24 protein-coding genes are annotated in these 22,089 nt (G+C 64.6%); 18 read left to right on the top strand and 6 right to left on the bottom strand.

The window, feature by feature from the left end; translation table 11 throughout:
• The 3 genes from DJ029_RS19905 to DJ029_RS19895 form a co-directional block, all read right to left on the bottom strand.
• Positions 1-798: hypothetical protein (locus tag DJ029_RS19905; RefSeq protein ID WP_440589756.1), on the bottom strand; the 798-nt coding region annotated here is incomplete at its 3' end.
• 237 nt (positions 799-1,035) lie between these two features.
• A complete protein-coding gene (locus tag DJ029_RS22230) occupies positions 1,036-1,692 on the bottom strand; it encodes a hypothetical protein (protein ID WP_232823152.1) in 657 nt (218 codons plus the stop codon).
• A gap of 114 nt (positions 1,693-1,806) precedes the next feature.
• Positions 1,807-2,085 (bottom strand): hypothetical protein, encoded by a 279-nt coding sequence (locus DJ029_RS19895; protein WP_370445257.1) that lies wholly within the window; start codon positions 2,083-2,085, stop codon positions 1,807-1,809.
• Positions 2,086-2,268: 183 nt separating this feature from the next.
• Between DJ029_RS19895 and DJ029_RS19890 the strand changes: the two genes are divergently transcribed.
• From DJ029_RS19890 to DJ029_RS19815, 16 genes are all read left to right on the top strand, one after another.
• Positions 2,269-2,604 (top strand): hypothetical protein, encoded by a 336-nt coding sequence (locus DJ029_RS19890; RefSeq protein WP_112324232.1) that lies wholly within the window; start codon positions 2,269-2,271, stop codon positions 2,602-2,604.
• A gap of 73 nt (positions 2,605-2,677) precedes the next feature.
• Positions 2,678-3,319 carry a lytic transglycosylase domain-containing protein gene (locus DJ029_RS19885; protein ID WP_232823151.1) on the top strand — a complete coding sequence of 214 codons (642 nt, stop codon included), beginning with the start codon at positions 2,678-2,680 and terminating at the stop codon, positions 3,317-3,319.
• Positions 3,316-3,606 (top strand): TrbC/VirB2 family protein, encoded by a 291-nt coding sequence (locus tag DJ029_RS19880; protein WP_112324231.1) that lies wholly within the window; start codon positions 3,316-3,318, stop codon positions 3,604-3,606. The genes DJ029_RS19885 and DJ029_RS19880 overlap by 4 nt, the downstream gene beginning before the upstream one ends.
• 11 nt (positions 3,607-3,617) lie before the next feature.
• The gene (locus DJ029_RS19875) at positions 3,618-3,896 is read left to right on the top strand and encodes a VirB3 family type IV secretion system protein (protein ID WP_112324230.1); all 279 of its coding nucleotides are present in this window, start codon (positions 3,618-3,620) and stop codon (positions 3,894-3,896) included.
• Positions 3,886-6,258, top strand: a complete 2,373-nt coding sequence (locus tag DJ029_RS19870) for a VirB4 family type IV secretion/conjugal transfer ATPase (RefSeq protein WP_112324229.1) — start codon at positions 3,886-3,888, stop codon at positions 6,256-6,258. Before DJ029_RS19875 ends, DJ029_RS19870 begins: the two co-directional genes overlap by 11 nt.
• Complete coding sequence (locus DJ029_RS19865; protein ID WP_112324234.1) at positions 6,258-6,461, top strand: hypothetical protein; 204 nt, start codon at positions 6,258-6,260, stop codon at positions 6,459-6,461. The genes DJ029_RS19870 and DJ029_RS19865 overlap by 1 nt, the downstream gene beginning before the upstream one ends.
• Before the next feature lie 3 nt (positions 6,462-6,464).
• The gene (locus DJ029_RS19860) at positions 6,465-7,607 is read left to right on the top strand and encodes a lytic transglycosylase domain-containing protein (protein ID WP_112324228.1); all 1,143 of its coding nucleotides are present in this window, start codon (positions 6,465-6,467) and stop codon (positions 7,605-7,607) included.
• Complete coding sequence (locus tag DJ029_RS19855; protein WP_112324227.1) at positions 7,604-8,416, top strand: type IV secretion system protein; 813 nt, start codon at positions 7,604-7,606, stop codon at positions 8,414-8,416. The genes DJ029_RS19860 and DJ029_RS19855 overlap by 4 nt, the downstream gene beginning before the upstream one ends.
• A 2-nt stretch (positions 8,417-8,418) precedes the next feature.
• Positions 8,419-9,072, top strand: coding sequence for a VirB8 family type IV secretion system protein (locus tag DJ029_RS19850; protein WP_112324233.1), 654 nt, complete (start codon positions 8,419-8,421; stop codon positions 9,070-9,072).
• Entirely contained in the window at positions 9,069-9,776 is a 708-nt protein-coding gene (locus DJ029_RS19845; protein WP_112324226.1) for a TrbG/VirB9 family P-type conjugative transfer protein, read from the top strand. Before DJ029_RS19850 ends, DJ029_RS19845 begins: the two co-directional genes overlap by 4 nt.
• Complete coding sequence (locus DJ029_RS19840) at positions 9,773-11,095, top strand: TraB/TrbI/VirB10 family type IV secretion system protein (RefSeq protein WP_112324225.1); 1,323 nt, start codon at positions 9,773-9,775, stop codon at positions 11,093-11,095. Before DJ029_RS19845 ends, DJ029_RS19840 begins: the two co-directional genes overlap by 4 nt.
• Position 11,096: 1 nt before the next feature.
• Complete coding sequence (locus DJ029_RS19835; protein WP_112324224.1) at positions 11,097-12,083, top strand: ATPase, T2SS/T4P/T4SS family; 987 nt, start codon at positions 11,097-11,099, stop codon at positions 12,081-12,083.
• A gap of 17 nt (positions 12,084-12,100) precedes the next feature.
• Positions 12,101-12,520 (top strand): hypothetical protein, encoded by a 420-nt coding sequence (locus DJ029_RS19830; RefSeq protein WP_112324223.1) that lies wholly within the window; start codon positions 12,101-12,103, stop codon positions 12,518-12,520.
• Entirely contained in the window at positions 12,520-13,548 is a 1,029-nt protein-coding gene (locus DJ029_RS19825; protein ID WP_112324222.1) for a TrbL/VirB6 family protein, read from the top strand. The genes DJ029_RS19830 and DJ029_RS19825 overlap by 1 nt, the downstream gene beginning before the upstream one ends.
• A gap of 152 nt (positions 13,549-13,700) precedes the next feature.
• Positions 13,701-13,952, top strand: coding sequence for a helix-turn-helix domain-containing protein (locus DJ029_RS19820; RefSeq protein WP_112324221.1), 252 nt, complete (start codon positions 13,701-13,703; stop codon positions 13,950-13,952).
• A complete protein-coding gene (locus DJ029_RS19815; RefSeq protein WP_112324220.1) occupies positions 13,952-15,271 on the top strand; it encodes a type II toxin-antitoxin system HipA family toxin in 1,320 nt (439 codons plus the stop codon). The genes DJ029_RS19820 and DJ029_RS19815 overlap by 1 nt, the downstream gene beginning before the upstream one ends.
• 69 nt (positions 15,272-15,340) lie before the next feature.
• Here the strand turns inward: DJ029_RS19815 and DJ029_RS19810 are convergent, their stop codons facing one another.
• From DJ029_RS19810 to mobC, 3 genes are read right to left on the bottom strand one after another with little or no spacing between them, the layout of a single operon-like run.
• Positions 15,341-17,308, bottom strand: a complete 1,968-nt coding sequence (locus DJ029_RS19810; protein ID WP_112324219.1) for a type IV secretory system conjugative DNA transfer family protein — start codon at positions 17,306-17,308, stop codon at positions 15,341-15,343.
• Complete coding sequence (locus tag DJ029_RS19805; RefSeq protein ID WP_112324218.1) at positions 17,301-19,649, bottom strand: relaxase/mobilization nuclease domain-containing protein; 2,349 nt, start codon at positions 19,647-19,649, stop codon at positions 17,301-17,303. The genes DJ029_RS19810 and DJ029_RS19805 overlap by 8 nt, the downstream gene beginning before the upstream one ends.
• Complete coding sequence (gene mobC / locus DJ029_RS19800) at positions 19,636-20,223, bottom strand: plasmid mobilization relaxosome protein MobC (protein WP_112324217.1); 588 nt, start codon at positions 20,221-20,223, stop codon at positions 19,636-19,638. Before mobC ends, DJ029_RS19805 begins: the two co-directional genes overlap by 14 nt.
• A gap of 490 nt (positions 20,224-20,713) precedes the next feature.
• Between mobC and DJ029_RS19795 the strand changes: the two genes are divergently transcribed.
• Both DJ029_RS19795 and DJ029_RS19790 read left to right on the top strand, forming a co-directional pair.
• A complete protein-coding gene (locus DJ029_RS19795) occupies positions 20,714-21,433 on the top strand; it encodes a ParA family protein (protein ID WP_112324216.1) in 720 nt (239 codons plus the stop codon).
• A 4-nt stretch (positions 21,434-21,437) separates the two neighbouring features.
• Complete coding sequence (locus DJ029_RS19790) at positions 21,438-22,088, top strand: hypothetical protein (protein WP_112324215.1); 651 nt, start codon at positions 21,438-21,440, stop codon at positions 22,086-22,088.
• Position 22,089 lies beyond the last annotated feature (1 nt).

Raw genomic sequence — 22,089 nt, 5'->3', positions numbered from 1 at the left:
CGCCCAAGGGAGCCCACCGCGTAGCCGTTGTGCGTGCCGCCGTTCTCGACGGCCGTCTAACTGGTGCGTACCAAAGAGCAGCCGCATAACCCCCAGGTTTTGCCCACTCCCGTTCCCAACCGGCGCAGAGCGGGTCAGACGCACCAGCTCGGTCTCGGCACTCCCTTCATCAGATCTGGGGCAATTGACGGATCCCGGCGTTGCCGGCGGTCGCCCGGCCGACGTCTGCCAACGGCGCATGAAGCCGAGGAGAAAGCCCGCCGGAACGCAGGTGTTTCCGCGGGCTTCGTTGAAGGCCATGAAACGATCCCAGATTGCTTGCGTGTCCACGTTCCAGCAGGGCAGGGCGGCTTTCGCCGCCTTGATGAGCGCCGCCCAGGTGGTGCGATGGACGTTCGAGCCGGGGGCGATCTCGATCTTCCCGGAGAAGATAGTTTTGTTATTAGACTCTCTAAATAGTGATGTGTCGCCCCCAGTTGACGCCAGATGCTGTAGCGACTCCTCGGCGACGCAGCCAAAGCGGAAGAGCCACGGCGCGAACTTTCCGTTGGGCTTCCAGCGCTCGACGCGAAGCTCCGATGCCGCGAGTTCGGCAAGCAGAGTCGTGAGATGCTGACGCGTCACTCCCATGATGTCGGAAAGCGTGGAAAGCGTGAAGGCGGCGGTGCCACGCTCGAGCCCGTTGTAGCCATCCTTCCAGGCGATGCCGTCGAGGATGATCGTCGCGAGCTTGTGCGCGGAAACGGACAGATCGCATCGGAGGATCTGCCGCAGGATTGAGCCGGTTGTAAGGTCCATGAAAGTCGTCTCTTTGGAGGGGCGACGTCAGATCGTGAGGCAACAACATTCCTGCCAGCAAAACAACTTTGCTGGTTGCAGGTCTCCGGGCGATCGGCTAGAAAACTCGGGCACAGTGAGTAATCGGGCGCGGCGTCGGACTATCGGTCTGGCGTCGTTCTCTTTTTTGGGTCTGGGATGCACAGCCTCCGGTGCAAATGGATGATCAGGCCCCGGGTTGACCCGGGCCGACAATGGTCAGTAGCGGACTTCTTCGGATCCGTAGTTTCCGGCGTGGTCACGCCAGTCGACGAAGACCGAGCGGTAGGAATAACTGCCGCATCCGTTCGGGATCCTCAGCTGCGAGGCAGGCGGGACCTGGGCCGTGCTGGACGCGGTCCAGCGATAGTCGCCCTGCGCGCCGTAGGACCCGAGCCGCGTCGAGTCGGTGCGGTTGCAGTCGCCGTCGCGGTTTTCGTGCTGGCGATACTGGATGTGGTAGACCCGGATGCTTCGCACGAAATCGAAGGCGTCGCCCGAGATGTCGATGTCCGCCCCGTCCGTGGCCTGCACCTCGATCACCGGCGCGTTCTCCGGGAAGGACTGCCGGGGCAGGGTAGCCTGGAAGGCTGCGTCGAGCAGGCGTCCGGCCGGTCCGGGGGCCTCGATCGGCGAGAACGACGCCCCCATGGGACAGCGCCAGATCTGGAGCGGCGGTTCGATGGGCCAGGGGGTGATCCGGCGGATGAACACCGCGCGGGCATGGGCGCATGGCGCCGAGGCCGGCCAGCCGCCCGCGAGGCAGAGCAGGATGGCGCAGTCCACCTGGTAGGCGCTCGCCGGGGTCGCCAACGGAACCTGTCCCGAAAGCGTCAATGTCGCGGCCATCGCCAGCCGCAGGATCTTGCGTCGCATGTATCGACTCTCCACAAAACTATGCGGTCGAATACAATACAACACGTATGACGGCAATCAGATTTCTTTGTGACGCTCAATGTCTGAAGCGGTGACCAGCAAGCATGCGGGTCCTCACTCGAGGATCTCGACCAGTCGTCCGTAGTCGCGGCTGACCTCCTGCGCCTCGAGGAAGGCGCGCTGGCGCTCGGCGTCGAGGCAGCGGAAATGCTCCTGGATGTCGGCGATGTATCCCTCGAAGTCGGCCCGCAGCAGTTCGGCATACTCGCGCACGTCTTCTGGGTTTTCGGGCAGGAAGGGCCGGTCCGGCGCGATGCAGGCGCTTGCCATCTGACCGCTCAGCACGAAGATTGCCACCAAACCGGGCAGGTTGGTTCGTCCGACACAAAACATGCGCAGGGCAAAACTCCTTTGCCGGTGTGAATCGGTGGATTTGTGTGATAGCGGGCCTAAGTGCGCGAAAGCATCCAGTCAAGATGAAGAAATCGTCTTGCAGTCATTTATGTTGTCTTGTATCGCCCGTGTGGAAATGTCCCGCGGGCCGGTACTCATGATGAGGAGGGCCCAAGGGAGGTCATGATAGAAGAAGCACCGAATGTGGTCACCGAAGACGGCCTGCGCGGATTGCTCGGCCAGGGGTACAGGGCCGAGGTCGTCTGCAAGGAAGGCGCCGAGAAACGCCACAACAGCTGGTACGGCACCTGGACCGTGCGGGCCGTCTCGGCCGATGGACGGGACGAGAAACTGCTCGTCACATCGCGCAGCTATCTCAAGATCCGCGAATTCAAGACAATCGTCGGCCTCGTCAGCTTCCTGGCCGACATGGGTGCAACCGTCGTCTCCATCCCGCTCGAAGAAGGCGGACGGGTTCCGCACGAAGCCCCGGGCAAGCCTGTGGCCGCCAAGGCCTGAAGGATTTACCGCCCGCCGCGTTCTCGCGGTCCTTGCCCTGCTCGGTACAGGTGTTTGTTCCGCACCCTCGGCCTTGCTGGCACAGACGACGACAGGCGGGTTCATCTTCTCCGTCGGCCAGGACGGCCGGCTGATCGACGTCTCCGCCGCGCAGGCTGATCCAGACGCATCGACCGACACGCAGGCAAACGATGCAACGGGTCCGGGCGAGCGGCTCTTTCTCTTCTCCAATCGATCTGAAGACGAGGCCGATGCGCCGAGCGCATCGCGCGCGCCCGTTCCGGCTCATCCCGAAATTCTCGCGGCCATCGAGGCGACCGCCTTCCGCTATGCCGGTCACCCCGGCTTGCGCCGCGCAGGACTCACGGTCACCGACTGGGCCGCGCTCTACCGCGCCAATATCGAGATCGAAAGCGCTTACAATCCGCGCGCGCTGAGCGGCGCGGGCGCGATCGGGCTCGGCCAGCTGATGCCGGACACGGCGAGGGTTCTAGGTGTCGATCCGCATGATCCGCGCCAGAACCTCGACGGCTCGGCGCGGTATCTCCTGATGATGCTCGACCGTTTCGGCGACAGCCGCCTGGCGCTCGCCGCCTACAATGCCGGACCCGAGGCGGTCGATCGCCACGGCGGCATTCCCCCTTACCGAGAAACCATGGGCCATGTGGCGAAAGTGACCGCCGCGATGTTGCGCCTGAGAGGAGAGATTTCGTGAACAGACCTGTGAACTTGACCGCCGTCGCGGCCGCGCTGTTGATCGTCGCCGCAGGTCCGGTGCTCGCCCAGAGCATCGACCTCTCGCCGGTGCAGACCCTGTTGCAGGGCATCGTCGACGCGATCACCGGCCCCCTGGGCATCGTCATCGGCACGCTGGCGCTGATCGGCGTGTTCCTGTCCTGGCTCTTCGGCATCCTCGATTTCCGGCAGGCGCTCTGGGTCGTCGTGGCGATCGCCGGGATCGCCGCCGCTCCGACCATCGTCGCCGCGATCTGGACCACCTGAGGTCTGATACCATGGCGGAGCAGTCGCGCGTCTTCATCGGCCTCCTGAGGCCGCCCAAGCTGATGGGCCTGCCGATCATGTACGCCATGGTCTGGCTCTTCGGCTCCACGCTCCTCTTCCTCTGGGTGCAGAGCTGGGTCGTGGTGCTGATCGCCGCCGTCGCCTGGCCCGCGCTCTGGAAGGCCGCCGACTGGGATCCGAACTTCCTCGACGTGCTGGTGATCACGCTCCAGGAGACGCCGCCGACCCGGAACCGCAAGCTTCACGGAGGCGACAGTTATGCCCCGTGATGCCGGCTATGGCGAGGACCTCGACCTCGGGGCGGCGCTGCCGTCCTGGGTCGCGGGCGAAAAGCGTCTCTCGCAGATGCTGCCCTATGTCAGCCTCGTCAGCGACAACACGATCCGCACCCGCGGCAACGAGCTCATGCAATGCATCCGGCTCGAGGGGGTGAACAGCACCACGAGCGAGGATGCGCATCTCGACCGCATCGGCGCGCTGATGGCTGGGATCGTGGCGCAGGCCGGGACAGGGTTCTCCTTCTACCTGCACAAGGTCTCGAAAGCGGTCGAGGTGGACCTGCCGCCGATCGAGGACACAGGCTTCGCGAGCGAAATCGACCGGCGATGGCGCGCGCATCTCAGCGCTTCCGGGCTCCGCGACAAGACGCTGACCCTCACGGTCCTGAAACGGCCCGAGGCGGGCCATCGCCTGCCGTTCCTGGCCGCCGCCTCCCGGGCGCGGCTCGCGCAGGACACGGTTCGGAGGCTGCGCAAGCTCGACGAGGTGGTGGGATTCATCCTCTCCACCTTCGACGAGATGAAGCCACGGTTGTTGTCCGCAAATTCCGGCGCGCTGCTCGGCTTCCTCGGCAGTCTCAACACCGGCTGCGAACACCCGCTCTTCCCGCGCTCGCGGTTCGGTATCCTCGCCGAGGATGTGGCCAACACGCGGGTGACCTTCGACGGCCCGACGATTCGTCTCTCCGACGGGGCGGCGGGCGAGAAATTCGGCGCGATCTTCGCGGTGAAGAACTACCCCGCCAAAACCGACGCGCTGATGCTCGACGAGCTGAACCTGCCGGTCGACATGGTCGTCACCCATTCCTTCGTGGCCGTAAACTCGAACATCATGGCCGGCCGGATCAAGCGGCAGCTGCGGCTCATGCAGGCCGCCAATGACGGCGCGGTCAGCCTCGCCGAGGAATTGGAACTCGCACAGGACGACCTGGAATCCAAACGCCTGATCTTCGGTGAGCACCACATGACCGTCGCGGTCTACGCCAGGACCCGCGCCGCCCTCGACGATATCTGCGCCGAGGTGCGCAACATCGCCGCCAGCACCGGCATCAACCTGATCTCCGAAGGCTTCGGCGCACGGGCGCATTACATGGCGCAGCATCCCGGCAATACCGGGGCGCGAAGCCGCAAGGCGGCGATCACCAACCACAATTTCGCGGACCTGGCGACATTGCACCGGACGCCTCTCGGCAAACCGGGCAGCGATGTGCCCTGGGGCCTGCCGATCACGCTCTTCCCGACGCCCGAGCGCGGCGGGTTCCGGTTCAATTTTCATGAGAAGGGCGCGCCGGATCGCGAGCCGACCGGCGGGCATACGCTGATCCTCGGTCGCCCCGGCTCGGGCAAGTCCGTGCTTGCCGCCTTCCTCATGGCCATGGCGCGGCGGGCGGGTGCCCGGCTCTTCGTCTTCGACTACCGCGCCGGCATGGAGATGGCGGTGCGGGCGCTTGGCGGCAGCTATTCGACCGTGCGGGCCGGGCGCCCGACAGGGCTCAACCCGCTGCAGACCGAGACCGACGCGCGCGGGCAGGCCTGGCTCGCGGACTGGCTCGCGACGCTACTCGAACGCCGCGACCGACCTCTCACGCCGGTGCAGACCAACCGGCTGCAGGAGGTCGTGCGCCAGAACGCCTCGGCGAGCCACGAGGGTCTGCGAAACTGGTCGGATTTTGCCTCGCTGCTGGTCTCGACCGACGACGAGGGCGACCTCTTCGAACGTATGCAGGAATGGACCGCCGAAGGCCGCTACGGCTGGATCTTCGGCGCCAACTCGCAAGACACGTTCAGCCTCGCAGGCGACATCTCCGGTTTCGACCTGACCGGCATCCTCGATTCCGAAAGCGAGCGGGAGCGCATGGCGGTGCTCTCCTATCTCTTCCGGCGCGTCGAGCGCGTGATCGAAGACCGCAAGCCGACCGTTATCCTGATCGACGAGGCCTGGAAGGCGCTGGATAACGAATATTTCGCTGAGAGGCTGTCGAACTGGCTCGTCACCGCCCGGAAACAGAACGCGGTCGTCGTGATGATGACGCAATACGCCAGCCAGCTCGAACGCACCCGCACCGGCAAGACCATCGTCGAGGCGGTGCCGACGCAGATCCTGCTGCCGAACATCCGCGCCAGCGAGGCCGACTACGCCATGCTGGGCCTGTCCGAAAAAGAACTCGATATCCTCCTCGGTGTCGGCTCCTCCTCCCGCCTCGCACTTGTGCGGGACGATCGCGGTTCGGTGGTGATCGATGCCGATCTTTCAAGCCTTGGTCCGCTCGTGACCATCCTCGGCGGCATGGAAAAGGGCGAGGAGCTGGTGGGCAGCGATTACCGCGACCGCCCGGATTTCTGGAGAACATGATGAACAAGACGATGACCCTGCGCCTGGGGCTTCTCGCCCTCGGGCTCACCCTGTCGGCCTGCGCCGAGTACAGGCCCGCGACGGCGAACTGCTTCAATTTCCGGGCCGAGACCGCGAACGCACCGCGTGTCTCGACCAAGGGTGCCGCGGTCACGCGGGCCGACAACTCCTGCACCTTCACCGCGCTCGGGCTTGCGGACTGATCCATGTTGCGCCGGCTTCCTCCCCTTCTCGCTTTCGCCGCGCTCGCCTGTCCCGCGTCGGGGCAGGGCGTGCCGACCTTCGACGCGCAGGGTTTCGCGCGCACGGCGGCGCTCATCGCGCAGCGCGATCGGGATCTGGCGCTGCAGCGCGACACGCTGACCCGGGAGGAGGAGCTGGCCGAGATCGAACGTCAGCAGCTCGCTGCACTGAACGATCTTGTAGAGGCGACAAGCTTGGGCGGAACCGAAGTCTCTGCGACCATAGCAGGACTGGAGGCGGGCAGGGGCTCCGACACCTCCACCGCCGTGCTCTATGGGCCCACGGATGGCAATCCGGCCGCGCCGCGCATGTTCGGCGACGCACGTGAGGGGATCGAGGAGCTGATCATCCGCGCGGCGCGCGACACCTTCTCCCTTCAGGGCGTGTCGCGCGCCGGTCTCACCCTCGTGCAATGGCGCTGCCTCCTCCAGGCGCTGATCTGGCAGGAGAGCCGGTTCCAGATCGGTGCCCGTTCACCCGTCGGCGCCTTCGGCCTCACCCAGATCATGCCCGGCACGGCCTCCGATCTCGGCATCTACCCCGCCTATTACGACGATCCCTACCTGCAGGTGACCGGCGGCGCGCGCTACCTCGCGCAGATGCTGAACATGTTCGGCGGCAACATCATCCACGCGCTCGCTGCCTATAACGCCGGTCCCGGCAACGTGCAGGATTACGGCGGCGTGCCGCCGTTCTCGGAAACCCAGCACTACGTCGTGGTCATCCCCGAGCAGTACAACCGCTACCTCGCTGCGGTCGGCGGGATCGACGCGCTCGGCACCATCGATCCGGTCCTGCTCGCCAATGCGAGCTTCAGCCTCTCGGCACATGGCTCCGGGGTCTATGGCGACTATTCCATGATCTCGGTCCGGGCCGCGGCCCTTCGGGTGCAGGACATCATCGAGCGGATCGGCGAGACGGAAGACCTTCACGAGGCGCTGGCGCTCAACACCTATGCCCGGGCGGAACTGGCGCGCCTCGTCGCCATCCGCACCCGCCTCAAGGCCGCCAGAACCGAGCCGATGAGCGCCGAGCAGATCGCGCTCGCCGCGGCCCAGGCCGCCGAGCTGCAATACATGGATTTCAGTTTGGAGAATTTGCGATGAGGACGACCTTCCCGCGCGCACGGAGAATTCTGTTCGGAACAGCCGCGGCGGTGGCCGTGACTATGAGCATGGCGTCCGCGCCGGCCATCGCCCAGGGCGTGCCGACTGTCGACACCCAGAACATCGCCCAGGAGATCCGCCAGCTGCAGCAGATGCTGGAGGATTTCGGGATCCAGACCGATCAGCTCGACACGCTGCTGGAACAGCTCGATCTCGTGCAGCAGCAGCTCGACCAGCTGAACCAGATGTATGCCTCGCTCACCGGTGCTCGGGATCGTATTCTGGGCCTCTTCATGGGTGGCGATCTGGACGGGTTGCTTGAGGAGGATTTCAGCGACATCGGTGATCTCATCACCGGCATCCAGCAGGGCGACTGGAGCGCGCTCCTCGGCTCCTCCGCGGGGCCGCTCCGCACCCAGATGGAAAGCGCGCTGGCGAGCGCAGGGTTCGACGAGGACAGCCTTGCAGAGATCGCCCGCAGCGGCAGTCCCGGCGCGCAAGGCGTCGCCACCCGCGCGACCACCGGGGCGGTGCTCTCGGCGGCGGCGCAGAACAGCCATGCCGAGGCGGCGCAATCGCTGGAACGCGTCGAGCGCCTGGTCGAGATGATTCCGGACATGGAAGACCTGAAGGCTTCGATGGATCACAATACCCGGGTGACCGCCGAGCTTGCCATCGCGATGACCCGGGTGTGGGAGCTCGAGGCGATCCAGACCGTCGGTGCCGGCAATGCGGGCGTGGTCGATGCGGCGACCATCGCCGAGGAGCGCCGCTACATGGACTTCACCCTGCCGGAGCTCCGTCCATGACGATGGGAACGGGCATCGACGCCATCGTCGAGGAGGAGCTGGTCTACGGTGCCCTGCGGCGCGAGGAGATCTGGCGCAAGATCGGCATCGGCGGTGCGCTCTTCGGCGTATTGGGTTGCCTCTCGGCCGCGGCTGTCGCCCTCCTGATTCAAACCCCGCCCCCGGTCGTCGTGCCCTTCGATCCCGCGACCGGCCTCGCCCTGCCGAACGCAGCCGTCCAGACCGTGACGCTGGCCGAGCGCCCCGCCGTGATCGAGGCGCAGATCTACCGCTACATCACCGACCGCGAGACCTACAACCAGCTCGACAACGACTTGCGTGTCCGTCGGGTTCTGGCGCAATCGAAGGGCGCGGCCGAGGCCAGCATGCGCGCCACCTGGACCAGCGGCCAGGAGAGCTATCCGCCGACGCGCTACGGGGCAGGGGCCGAGATGGCGGTCGAGATCGCCAGCATCACCCTCATCGGCGAGAACCGCGCGCAGGTGCGTCTGCGCAAACGCCTGACCGGACCGCAGGGCGTGCAGGACGGCGCCTTCACCGCCACGCTGATGTTCGAGTTCCACCCCGAGACCCCGCGCGTCCTCGACGAGGTCTGGCAGAACCCCTTCGGCTTCACCGTCACGCAATACGCCATCAGATCGGACCGCGCCGAATGACGACCCGCCTTTGCCTTTCCGGCATCCTCCTCGCCGCCGCGATTTCCGCGGGCCTTCCCGCCCGGGCAGAGACCACGCCCGGTCGTGGTGCCCATGACAGCCGCGTCCGGATCGCGACTTTCGTCGACGGCCAGGTGTTCCGCGTGGTGACCAGCCTGACCCGCGTAACTACCGTCGAGTTCGGCGAGGGCGAGACCATCCGCTCGATCATTGCGGGCGACACGGTCGGCTTCCAGTTCGACGCGGTCCCGGGCGGGCGTGCCTTCGCGATCAAACCCGTGGCCTCCGGGGTTGCCACCAACATCACTGTCTATACCAACCGGCGCTCCTACTACTTCCACGTCGTCGAAGCCCGGGAAACCCCGCATTACGTCGTGCAGTTCCGCTACCCCGAGAGCCGCAGCGCACCCCGGCAGGCGGTGGCGGCCGCGGCGCCCAATGCAGACTACGGCGCGAGCGCGCAGCTTGAGTTCACGCCACTCTCGGTCTGGGACGATGGCACCTTCACCTATTTCCGCTTCGCTCGGAACGCGCCGGTCCCGGCGATCTTCCGTCACACAAACGGCGCGGAGCGCTCGGTCAACAGCCAGGCGCAGGCGGATGGCGTGATCCGTGTCTCCGGCGTGAACTCCGAATGGGTGCTGCGCCTCGGCGACGAGGTGGTCTGCATCCAGGACCTCGGCCGCAGGGGAGCCGGCGCATGAGCAACGAGCCCGACGATCTCGCGGCACGCCTCGCCGCGCTCGAAGGCGCAAGCGGGAAGAAGGCCGGGGGCGCGCGTCCGTCCCCGGTCACGGCCCTTGTCGGCGTGCTCGGGATCGCGGGCCTGGGCGGTCTCGCCTATGCCGCATTCCAGCCGGAGGCGTCCGCCCCGATGCCGACCGCCGCGCCGGCCGAGTTCCAGGACCAGGGGTCGGGCTTCGGCGACCTGGTGCCCGCCGTCCTGCCGGTCCGGACCCCCCAGCCGGCACCGGCGGACGCCGGACCGAGCGAGACCGAGCGCGCTCTGGCTGAGGCCCTGGCGGCCGTCCGGGCCGAACTCGATGCGCTCCTGGCCAAGGAGGCGGAGCCATCTTCCTCCGCCGCCGATGCCGCCATCTCCGATCTGACAGCGCAGATCGCGGCGCTGCAAGCAGCGGGCGAAGAGTCCCGCCGCGCCTTCGAGCGGCAGTTGACCGAGCGCGATCGCGCACTGGAACAGATGCGCATGGATCTGGAACTGGCACAGTTGCAACAGCCCGCGCCCACAGCACTTGGGCCAACAGAGGAAGAGTTGCGCCTCGCCGAGATCGAACGCCGCCGCGCGGCGGAAGCCGAGGCCCGCGCCGAACGCATCGCCTCACCGATGATCGCCTTCTCCGGCGCCGGGAACGGGCCGCGGGACGGTGCCATCGAGGCCCGGCTGAACGCCGACGAGGCCTTCGTCCGGTCCGGCGCGCAGGTCGCTGAGGTGACCCGCGCGGAGGTGATCGCCAACCCGTCCCACACCGTGCCGCAGGGCACGATGATCCAGGCGGTGACCGAGACCGCGCTCGACAGCAGTCTACCCGGCGCGATCCGGGCCATCGTCTCCGAGGACGTGCATGCCTTCGACGGCACCCGCGTCCTGATCCCGCGCGGGTCGCGGCTCATCGGACGCTATCGCTCCGACGTGGCGCTGGCGCAGTCCCGGGTGATGGTGGCCTGGGACCGGATCATCCTGCCCGACAACCAGTCGGTCCAGATCAGCGCCTATGGCGGCGACGAACTGGGACGCTCGGGCACGACCGGCTTCGTCGACACGCGCTTCGCCGAACGCTTCGGCTCGGCAGCGCTCATCTCGCTGATCGGCGCCCTCCCCGCCGCTGCGGCGGGCCAGATCGAGGACGAGGCCGCCGCGGACGTGGCGAGCGATGTCGGGTCGGACCTGCGTGACAGCACTGGAGACGCGATGCAGGAGTATCTGGCGATCAAGCCGGTCATCCATGTGGACCAGGGCACGCGGATCACCGTCATGGTCGACCGCGATCTCGAGATCTATTGAGATGGCGGCGAGCTACCTCGAAGCCTCGCTCGATGCGCTGGCGCCGGCCATCGGCCGTCCGGACGTGATCGAGATCTGCATCAATCCCGACGGCAGCACCTGGGGCGAGTTCCACGGCGACCATTTCATGTCCGCGCTCGGCACGCCCATGAGTCAGACCGCCATCAAGGATCTCGGCAACCAGATCGCCTCGGCCGCGGGCACGACGCTCAGCCAGAAGAAACCCATCGTCTCGGTCAGCATCCTCTACCGGGACCGCCCGATCCGCGCCCAGGTGATCCAGCCGCCCGCCGTCGAGGGCGGGTTTTCGATCTCGCTCCGGTTCTTCTCGAGCGTGCCGCTGGACGAGATCAAACTCGCCTATCTCTTCGACAAGGAAACCAGCCTCGAGGCGCTGCGGCGCGAGCGCAACCTCGCCCTGCGCGAGGTCGTGGCCTCGGGCGACATCGACGCCGCGCTCAAGTTTTGTGTCCAGAACAAGCTCAACATGATCGTCTCGGGCGGGACCTCGACCGGCAAAACCGTCGCGGCGCGGAAGATCCTCTCCCTCGTCCCGGTTGAGGAGCGGATCGTCACCATCGAGGAGGCGGCCGAGTTGCGGCCCGGACAACCGAACGCGGTGACGCTGATCTCGGATCGTGAAAGCGACACGCGGAGCGCCGACCAGCTCCTGACCTCGACCCTGCGGATGCGCCCCGACCGCATCGTGCTCGGCGAGGTTCGCGGCAAGGAGGCGATGACCTTCCTCGAGGCGATCAATACCGGTCATGGCGGTTCGCTCACCACGCTTCACGCGGAAACCCCCCAGCTCGCCGTGAGACGGCTTGCCATCGCCGCGCTGAAGACCGATTTGCCCCTGACCTACGCCGACATGATCCGCTACATCGAAGGCTCGATCGACGTCATCATCCAGGCCGGCCGCCACCAGGGCGCGCGCGGCATCACCGAATTCTACCTGCCCGGTCAGACTGAAGAACTTGGGCAGTGACAGTCAAAGGATACCCCATGCGCCTTTCCAACATTGCCATTCTTTTCGTTTTTGGCGCCGGTCCGGTATTGGCCGAGGGCGCGCCCGACGTGTCGACCGACCTCACGGTCGACATGGCGCCGCAGCAGTACCGGATCTGCAACGACCGACCTGCGCGCCCCGCCTGGATGGATGAACTGCATCCACGCGAGGCTTACAAGGCGCTGACGATGATGCGTTTGTATGAATTGCGTGCTTGGGAAGGGATCAAAGACAAAGGGGATTGCGGTTGCGGCGTGCGCTTTCCTTCTTGGGAGGCTGCTGAGGCGGAGTACCAGGAACAATTCGACCACCTTTCGCAAGCTGAGCAAGCGGAGCTGCATTTGAAGCTCCGGGAAGAGCAGAATGAGATTGCGGCCAGCGTCGAGGCAATCTGCCGAGAACAAGGCAACTGGTAATGGGCGTCGTCAGCTGGATGGTCGGAGCGGCCGATGCCTTCCTCGCCGATGCCGCGGAGTCCCAGTTCGGGGCGGTCGCAGGCAATATCGGCACGATCGTCCTGCTGATGGTGACCCTCTCGGCCATCGGGCTCTTCATCAATATGGCATTCCAGTACCGCAGCATGGATGGTGCGAGCTTCTTCTGGTACCTCATGAAGCTTATGCTGGTCGGGCTCTTCGCCTTTAACTGGGTGCAGTTCAACGCGGTGGCGAACGCGGTGATCGGCGGATTGGACTACGTCGCAGGAGCACTGATCTCATCTGTGGGCGGCGGCGGGGCAGGGGCCACCTACTTCGCGACAGAGTTCGACAAGCTGATCGCTGAGTTCAGCGCGTATCTGAACGCCATCGGAAGCAATCTGAACTGGATGACCGGCGCGATCCTCGGCGGTATCGGCCTGGTACTCCTGAGCCTCCTCGGCTTCATGACCGGCATCGTCCTGATCTTCGCCAAGATGATGCTGACCCTCATGCTCGGCCTCGCTCCAGTAATGATCGCGCTCTCGCTCTTCGAGGCGACGAAGGATTTCTTCCACCGCTGGGTCTCGACTACCGTCAGTTACGCCTTCTACCCGGTCGTCATCGCCGCCATGTTCTCGATCGTGGTCGGCATGGCAAATGCTCTCTTGGCGCAGCTCGGCGATCCAGGCTCCGCGACCAATATCGGCTCGCTCATCCCGTTCTTTGTCATGGTGTTCCTGGCCAAGGGGTTCGTTGCGGCGACCCCGCTGATCGTGCGGGGGCTGTCGGGGAATTTCATGTTGATGTCTGGGCCAAACGCGTTGGGTGGGGCTGCTGCGGTTGCGCGTGGTATGGCGAACACGGCTGGCGTCAAAGGGCGCGCACGGATGGGTGCGCTGACGACTGGGGAGGTTGTCGGGCGAGGGATCGTGCAAACGCCAGCAGCAACGGTTGCAACGGTCCGAACCGGTGGGGCAATGGTTTCCCGCGTGGCTGACAGGGCGCGCAGGATGAGCAAAGCTTGACGACAGCGGGGGTGCCTTGTTGCACAGGATGCTAATGGTGTTGGTTACACGCCCCAGCGTATAAGAGTGCTTTATTCGCTGAAGCGAATAAAGCCAAATGATACGCTAAGACGCATATTGACAATTTATGCGCTTTGGCGTATTTTTTCTGAATGAGCGACCTGGCCCGCACACCAAGACAAATCGGCACCCTCATCCAGCGGGCCCGCAAGAAGCGCGACTGGACACAAAAGCAACTTGCCGACCGCGCTGGTTTGCGGCAAGCAACGATCTCGACCATAGAGAGCGGCGAGAAGCCAGCAAAGCTGGATACCATCCTCGCGGTCCTGTCCGCCCTCGATCTGGAATTCCGGATCGGTGCGCGCTCCAGGGGCGATGCCAGCGACATCGAAGAGATATTCTGATGGGGCGGCGTCCGGCCTATGCGCCTTTGCGCGTCTATATGAACAACCGCCACGTCGGCGCCCTGAGCCGAGAGGCAAGCGGGGCCATCGGATTCTCCTACGTCGAGGATTGGCTGGGCTGGGAACATGCCATGCCGGTCTCCTTGTCGCTACCTTTGCGCGAGACGGCTTATCGGGGCGAACCCGTCATGGCCGTGTTCGAAAACCTTCTGCCGGACTCGGATCAGCTCCGTCGCCTTGTTGCCGAAAAGGTAGGAGCGCGTGGGATTGATGCCTACAGCCTGCTGACCAAGATCGGTCACGACTGCGTGGGTGCGCTCCAGTTCATCGCAGGCGATGACGAGGCCCCGGACGCGACCGGTCGGATCGAGGGCGAAACGGTCGATGCGGCCGCCATCGAAAAGCTCCTGAACGGATTGAGCCAGACGCCGCTTGGCCTGTCCAGTGACGACGCATTCCGGATTTCCATTGCGGGCGCGCAGGAAAAGACCGCGCTGCTGTGGCATGAAGGTCAGTGGATCAAGCCCCATGGGACCACCCCGACGACTCATCTGTTCAAGACGCAGATCGGTAAACTGCCGGGCGGCATTGACCTGTCGGACAGTGTCGAAAACGAATTCTATTGCCTGAAACTCACCGAAGCCTTCGGCGTCCCGGTGAACACCGCAACGATCGAGAGCTTCGGCGATACCAAGGCCCTAGTCATCGAGCGCTTTGATCGCCGCTGGACAAAGGACGGACGGCTTCTGCGCCTGCCACAGGAAGATTGCTGTCAGGCTCTGTCCGTACCCCCAACTCTGAAATACCAGAACGAAGGTGGGCCGGGGATGGTTGACGTCCTGACCCTTCTCAATGGCGGCGACACGCCGATCGAGGATCAAGAAACCTTTCTCAAGGCGCAGATCATCTTTTGGCTGATCGGGGCGACGGACGCCCATGCCAAGAATTTCAGCGTCTTCCTCAGCCCCGGCGGCAGCTACCGCATGACTCCGCTCTACGACATTGTCACCGCGCAGGGGGCGCTGGACGCGCGCCAGATCGAACGCAAACAGATGAAAATGGCGATGTCGGTCGGAAACAGCAGGCACTACCGATTTGACCAGATCCACGGCCGACATTTCGTGCAAACGGCCATGCGCGCAGGCATCTCGAGAAGGCGCGCGATAGCCTTGATCGACGAGATCGAGGCAAATGCTACTGGAGCCGTAGATGTCGCGGCGAATGCCATGCCAGACGGGTTCCCGCAAGCAATTGTTGCCAGTGTCAGCGGGGCCCTAAAGGGGAGACTAAGTGGCCTCAGAATATCCGGAGCCGTATGATGCGGAATCTCTGAACAGCTGCTCGAAGGCCGATGTCTGCCTTGGCCCAGCGGCTGGCTGTGCCAACATCTAGCAGTGCTCCGCAATGATCGCGCGCGTGGTCTGAACGGCGGAGGCCAGTGTAGTTGGATCTGCACTCGTGATACCCAATTCCTCGATATTAAGCGACAGCTGACCCTGGCCACCGCTGCTCGCAGCGACACGAGCCGCGCGGCCGCGTACCTTCGCTGCAATGCCAGGGCCGGTCTTCGAAATGTCATTCGACAGCTTTGGCGCATTCGGGCCGACTTCCCGCGGTCCCGCAGCCGCCCGCACCTCCTGCAGCTCCTGCTTTAGCTTCTCGACGGTTTCCCGGGTTTCGGACATCTGTCGGTCCCGCCGCAGACCATCCTCGTCCGGATATGGGAAACTACCCGACTGGCTCGCATGCAGCACCTTCAGGGCCGGGTCCTCAAAATACTTGATCCGTCTCGCCCGGATCGGCATCTGCGCATCAACCACCAGAATGACCTCGTCGAGGTCCATCCGCCTGGCCTGATCTTCGGTCAGGAGCGGCGTATCCTCGGTCCGCTCGGAGACGCTGCGCCCCTCAAACGGATTGCGCCCGACGGCACGGGAGCGGGTCACCACGCGCTTGGTGGTCTTGCCCACGGCCTGGCTCAACTCCTCGATGGTCTTCTGTTCAGACGGGGTGAGGTAGAGTTTTACGCCCGCGCCGCCCTGCAGCGACCGGCGGGTGTTCTCGCCATAGATCTCGTCCAGCGCGGGGATGGTCTGGGTCACGATGGCGAGGTTGCCGCCGAAGGAGCGCAGCGTCTTGATGCTCTCGGCGACGATTGGCATCTTACCGAGCCGGTCGAACTCGTCGAGCATGATCATCACGGGCCAAGGCTCGTCATCGCCCGGCTCCTGCGCCTGCAGGGAGGCGATTAGGTCCGAGAAGAACAGCCGGATCAACGGGGCCAGGGGGCGGATCATCTCGGACTCGACCACAAGATAGATCGCATGTGGGCGGCGGCGGATATCCCGGAATGAGAAGTCAGAGGTCGCGGTGGCCGCGTCAATCGCGCGGTTGTCCCAAGTGTCGAGACCCGATGTCATGAGAAGCGAGAGGTAGGAGGTGAGGGTGTCGTTGTTGGTCGAGGCCATACGCTCGAAGATCAACTTGGCCGAGGTGTTCTTCACCTCCTGCGAACGCTTTAAGTATTCCTTCTGCTTGTCGCCCCCCGAGGCTGTGATGCGATAGATCTCGCCGATGGTCGGCACGCCGCGCTCGAAGGCCAGAAGGCCGGCGGCCACGAAGAGGTCGATGCCCCCGGCTAAAAGCCCGCTCAGCTTTTCGTTGTCGGTTTGCAGGAAGAGCTTCGCGGTGAGTTTAAGCTCCATCTGCTGCCGGTCGGGGTTGGTCATAGCAGCAATGCGCGCCAGCGGATTATAGCGATGTGTCGGTCGGTCCCAGTCGGTCGGCGCGAAGCGGAAAACCTTGTCCCCCATGCTGGCGCGGAAGCGCGAGGTCTCGCGAAAGTTCTCGCCTTTCACGTCGAGCACCACAGCCGAGCCCTTGTAGGTCAGAAGGTTCGGGATCACGAACCCTACGCCTTTGCCCCGGCCTGTAGGCGCCACGATCAGCGCGTGGGGGAAGGTTCTTGAGACTAGGAACGGGCGCTTGGATTTCGGGGAGCCGAGCTTGCCCAGAAGGAAGCCGCCGCCGGGCTTGGCAAAGAAACCGTTCCTCTTCATCTCGCTGCGGGTCTGCCAATGCGTCGTCCCGAAGCGAGTCAATGCATCCCCCAGGAGCGTGACGCTCAGCATCAGCGATGTGAGGGCGAAGCCGCCAAGGATGAGGTTCACCCAGAGGAAGTCCTTCGGCGCGGACTGGGACAGACCCCGATATTCGCGGGCCAGCAGGGTGACTTCGAAACGCGTGGGTGAGAGCCCATGGCGGAACATGACGAAACCGGTCGCCACGACATAGCCCATGGCGAGAGCGACCAGCACGAGGCTCAACACACCGAGGGCAATCTTGCCCTTATCCATGGGTGACCCCCTTCTCACCATGTGCCGCGGCGTGGCGCGCGCGCTGCGCCTCGATCTGTTCTTCCGCCAATGCATCGAGAACGCGCTCCATGGCCGGGCCGTGCGCCGTGACCTCGCTGCTCTGGAGATAGGTCTTGGCGAGTTCCAGCTGGCGCAGCGGATCCTCGGTGAATTTGTCCAGGACGTCCGCATTTCCCGCCCTCAGCGCATCGATGGCGTCGGGGCTTAGTCGCTCGTTGACTTGCCGGACGATGTCCTGCTGCTCCGCCTCGGAGAGCGGGCCCCCGACTTCGTTGCTTCGCACAAAGGCCATGACGGTTGGCGCTGTCTCTTCCAGATACCGGCGCTCGGCGTAGTCCTGTCGCGCCTGGTCCTCGATCTCGAAACTGCGCTCGCTGATATAGGCACGCGACGCGCCGAGCGAACGCAGGTGGTTGATTTCGCCCTGAACGGCCTGCCCGAATTCGTCATCCGGCATCTCCGTGCGATAGCGGGCGAGGGTTCGCAGGTCTTCTGTGATTGGACCGAGATGATCCGAAGGATCCCGTAAGGCGAGGTCCATGTCGCCAGCATGAAGCGTGCGATCCTGCACCGACACCGCATATTGCTGCGGCATTCGACTGTCGGTCATCTGCTCCCAGGCCATCGAGGCCAGTTCGGCATGTTGCGGCGATCTCTGCGCGTAAGCGTCGAACGCGGCGCGGGCCTCTTCCACCTCCACGGCGCCCGCCCGCCGCACGGAGGGATCGTCTGAGAACGGATGATCGAAATCCGTCCGGCGGAACTGCGCCACAAGCGCCCTGAACGCCTGCCGCTCCGATGTGGCAAAAATGTCGGGCCCGTCGTTTGCGAGTTCACGCTCTGGTGTCGTCAACCGCTCACCAAGCGCTGCCTCGGCGTCATCCACGTCGTCGACCTCGGTCGGCGCGCGCAGGACGCGTACATCGGTCAGGACATCGCCCAACCGAACATGAACGGCTTCCAGCCGGTCGAGCGCGTCTTCCCGGTCCGCAGGTTTCTCCAGATCGAGTCCCCCTTCTTTGGCAATCGCCTGTAGATCCTGTGCCAGCCACTGGCGTTCCAGCGCGGCATTGCCGGCCCCCTCCCGCAGGCGCGCGGCCACAGCCTCGGCATCGATGCCCGTGCCTTGCAACGCCTCGGCCAGCTTTGATGCCACCTCTCCATCGTCAAGACGCGCGAGGTGTTCTTCACTTAAGTTCGGCCTTGCATAGATGCCGGCCCGGGATGGGGCATCGACCAGGGCGGCGGAGCGATCCCCGAGCGGGTTCAAATGCGCGACCGAGGCCAGAACGTCGGTCAGCTTGCGCTCGATCACCGGCCTCTCGGCCGCCGGCGCCCTGTCGATCGCCGCCTCGATCTGGCGAATGTTCTGAGAAAACTCGGTGATCAGCGTGTCGAACGCTGCTTCGTCTTGGGACATGTAGATGGCTCCGTCAGATTGAATCTGACCGCCACTGGCAAGGATGGTGCTGGCCCTCTCGAGCGCCTCGGACACGTCTTCGAAATTCGAACGGGACGCCTCCGCCGCGAGCCCGCGATAGATCAAAGCGTTGTGCCGGACGGTTTCCAGTGCGGCCGCCAAGTCAGCACCGGTTCTCTGGCGCTCGACTGGGGGACGACCTTCGTCGCGGGCCTTGTAGATTTCATCAATCTCGGCGCGGTAGGTCGTGACGCCGCGATCCAGACGGCGCGTCGCCTCAAGGCGGATCCCATGAACTTGGGCCGCTTCGACCATCGCCTCGCGAAAGGCGTCGTAGTTGAAGTGATGATCCTTCCCGAGAAAGAACATTTCGCCATCCTTGCTGCGGCGGTTCAGAACGATATGCGCATGTGGATGCGCGCGATCTTGGTGTATTGCAGCAATATAGTCGAATTGCGAGCCATCACCTTGAAAGAACTTCTCGCAGACCGCCTGGGTGATATCGCGAACCTCTTCACCCCTGGTCCCAACCGGGAATGCCATCAGCAGATGCGACGTATGGCCAAGCTTGGGGCTGTAGCGCTCGTTCCACTGGTTCTCGAACCGCCGCGCCACTCGGTTGATCTCGGCTTCCGAGAGTTGCTTCTTCCCGTCATGGGTGCCGCGACTGTCGAGGATATGGGTCGACTTTGTTGTGAGATATGTGAGCTGCGCCCGTAGCTGCGCCCCGGTGTGGCAGCCCCCTTTCGAGATAGCCTTGAAGATCGCTGGCGAATAGCCGCGCGCGGCCCGAACCATCTGCGCGCCCTTGGAAAGCCCCTGCCAGGATCCCGAAACCCGGCTCCAGCCGCGGTCAAATAGCGCCGGGTCGATGCCACGGACCCGGTCACTCCGCGCCATTCTCATCCCTCTCGGCGAGGTCCGCCAGGGCAGAGCTGATCTCAAGGTCCAGCACGCTGCGCCGCGCACGCGACATCTCCTGGACCTGGTCGGCCAGATCGAAGACCAGACCTGCAAGGGCGCGGACGTCACGGTGACTTGAGGCCAGGTAGGACAGTCTCTCGCCCCGCACCTTGGCCTCGTTCAGACGTCGCGCGATCTGGTTCACATTGTTGCCGACCCGGTTGAGCGCGGCGCCGAGATTTCGCAACTCGTCACACATCTCGTCGTCGGGCAGGAAGACACCTTCGGTCGCCAGCATCAGGCGGCGCATGGCATCCGAGCGGTGCGCAATCCCGCGCCGCGACAGCGCCGCGTCGAACCGGCGCAGGTCGTCGTCCGAGACCCGGATCCCCACAACCCGCGATCGGCTGCCGTTCGCTGTCTGACGCTCATCCCGGTGGTTCACCACGTTGTAGATCGTCTTTAGGCTGACATCGTAGCGCGCGGCCAATGACGCCGCGGAGACGCCGTTCCGGCGCTCCTGGGCGATGGTCGATCGTTCGATCTCTGACAGTCTGCGACGGCGGGGCATTTTGAAGTTAACGTTCCTATTTCTTGCCAACTTCGTACAAGCCCGCCGACTCCCAACGCAAGTGAAGTCGGCCATAAGGGCTTGTACTCAATGTAGAAAATCGCCCTGTAGGGGCGATTTTACGTCTTCTGCGGAGTGCATCCCGCGTGCTGCCTTCTGCAGCCCGCGAGATGCGCTTCGCGCCCCGTCTTCCGCGTTCCGCGGCCCGTTTCCCGTCTTCTGCATGCCGTTCTCTGCGGGATGCTTTCTGTTGTCCGGCACGCGTCTCACGTCCAGTGCGCCGCGTCACACGCTGACTGCGCTACGCACCCTGCGGCACGGAACGCGTTCCGTGTCGGGTGCTACGTGCGATCCGCGCTCCGGAGAGTGCGACGCGCCGGTTGTCTCCCGTCTCGCGCGGCCCGCGCAATGCTTGACGTCCACAAACGGTCAGTATACCGACGCGACAATCGTTTTGCGACGTTTCACCATTTTTGCCGGAGATGCCCAGATGCCCAACGACAACCTCGTGGTGATCGCCGCGATGGCCCGGAAGGGGGGGAGTGGCAAGACCACGCTCTCCCGCGCTCTTATGAGCGCGGCCGTCGCAGCCGGGCGCCGGGTGATGCTCATCGATACCGACAGCACCGGCGTGCTGTCGTCCTGGCACGCGCGCGCCGAAAGGGCAGGGTACGGCTCGCCGCAACTGCGGTCGTCGGTCGCGGAAAGCGTCGGCGACGTCGACCGGATGATCGAACAGGTCTACCTGGACGGCTCGGCGGATTTCATCTTCATCGATACCGCCGGGGTTGGGGCCGAATGGTCCGACGAGATCGCGGTGCTCGCCGATCACATCGTCACCCCGGTCATGCTCTCGACCTCGGATTTCGACGTCGGCGGCCAGACAGTGGATTGGTTCCGGCAGCTCGCCGCACGCGTCGATGACGCTTCCGCGCTGCCCCGGCATCATGTTGTCCTGAACATGGTCGACCCGAAGACCACCAAGGCGGATGCGGCGCTGATCGAGAACGCCATCGGGATGTTCCCGCTCATCGAAACCGTGATGCTGCGCCGGAACGCCTACAAGGAGATGGACGAGAAGGGGCTCTTGCACGCAATCGCGCTTCGCAAGCAAACCGACCCCAACCCGCTGATGCGGCCCCATGTCCGTCACATGGTCGAGGCGCTCGAGGAAGCGACCGACATCCTCAACAACGTCCTCGCGGCCTGACGCGATGCGCAAGAAGATCCCCACGATCACGCGCCCGGACCCCGGCTATGCCGCAGGTCTGAAGGTCTCAGCGCCTGTCAAACCGCAACGCCAGGAGGTCACGAGGCCCGACCCTGAAGGGGTTGGGATAACGCGGGCAGGCGAGGGGTCAGAGCTGATGGAGCCCGAACGGCCACCGGCGCCCCATGCCGAAGCGGTCCCTGGAGTCGTTGATCCTTCGCCAGGTGCTGCACATCCCCAGTCTGCGCGGACCCGGAAGGTGGATGTGCGGGTAACCGCCCTGGAGCGCCAGGCAGCCGACCTGAACGCCTGTGGCATCAATCCGGCCCATGTCGTCCGGGCCGCACTGAGGCGCGCGACAAAACACTGGCAGTTGAAGCCGAAATTCGTTCCGCCGAGAGGCGACCGAACCGCGAAACCGTCTTCCTGGCGCACACGCACGACCGTGGCCGTGGATGCCGAAACCCTGACCATGATCATGGCCACCGAGGATCCGCTCGATGTCTGCAGCAAGTGGTCGCTGATCCGCGGCCAGCTCGAGCCGCTGGTCTGGCAGGAGATCGACAGGATTCTTGCTGAACTGGCTGATGCTGCGGCGCAGAGCGAAGATTCGCCCCCCGGCAGCGTCACGACCGAGACTTTGGTCGAGGATTAGG

The organism is Oceanibium sediminis (genome assembly GCF_003265325.1).
GTDB lineage: Bacteria > Pseudomonadota > Alphaproteobacteria > Rhodobacterales > Rhodobacteraceae > Halovulum > Halovulum sediminis.
The sequence above is the reverse complement of the archived record's forward strand: the minus strand, read 5'-3'. Positions and strand labels throughout refer to the sequence as shown.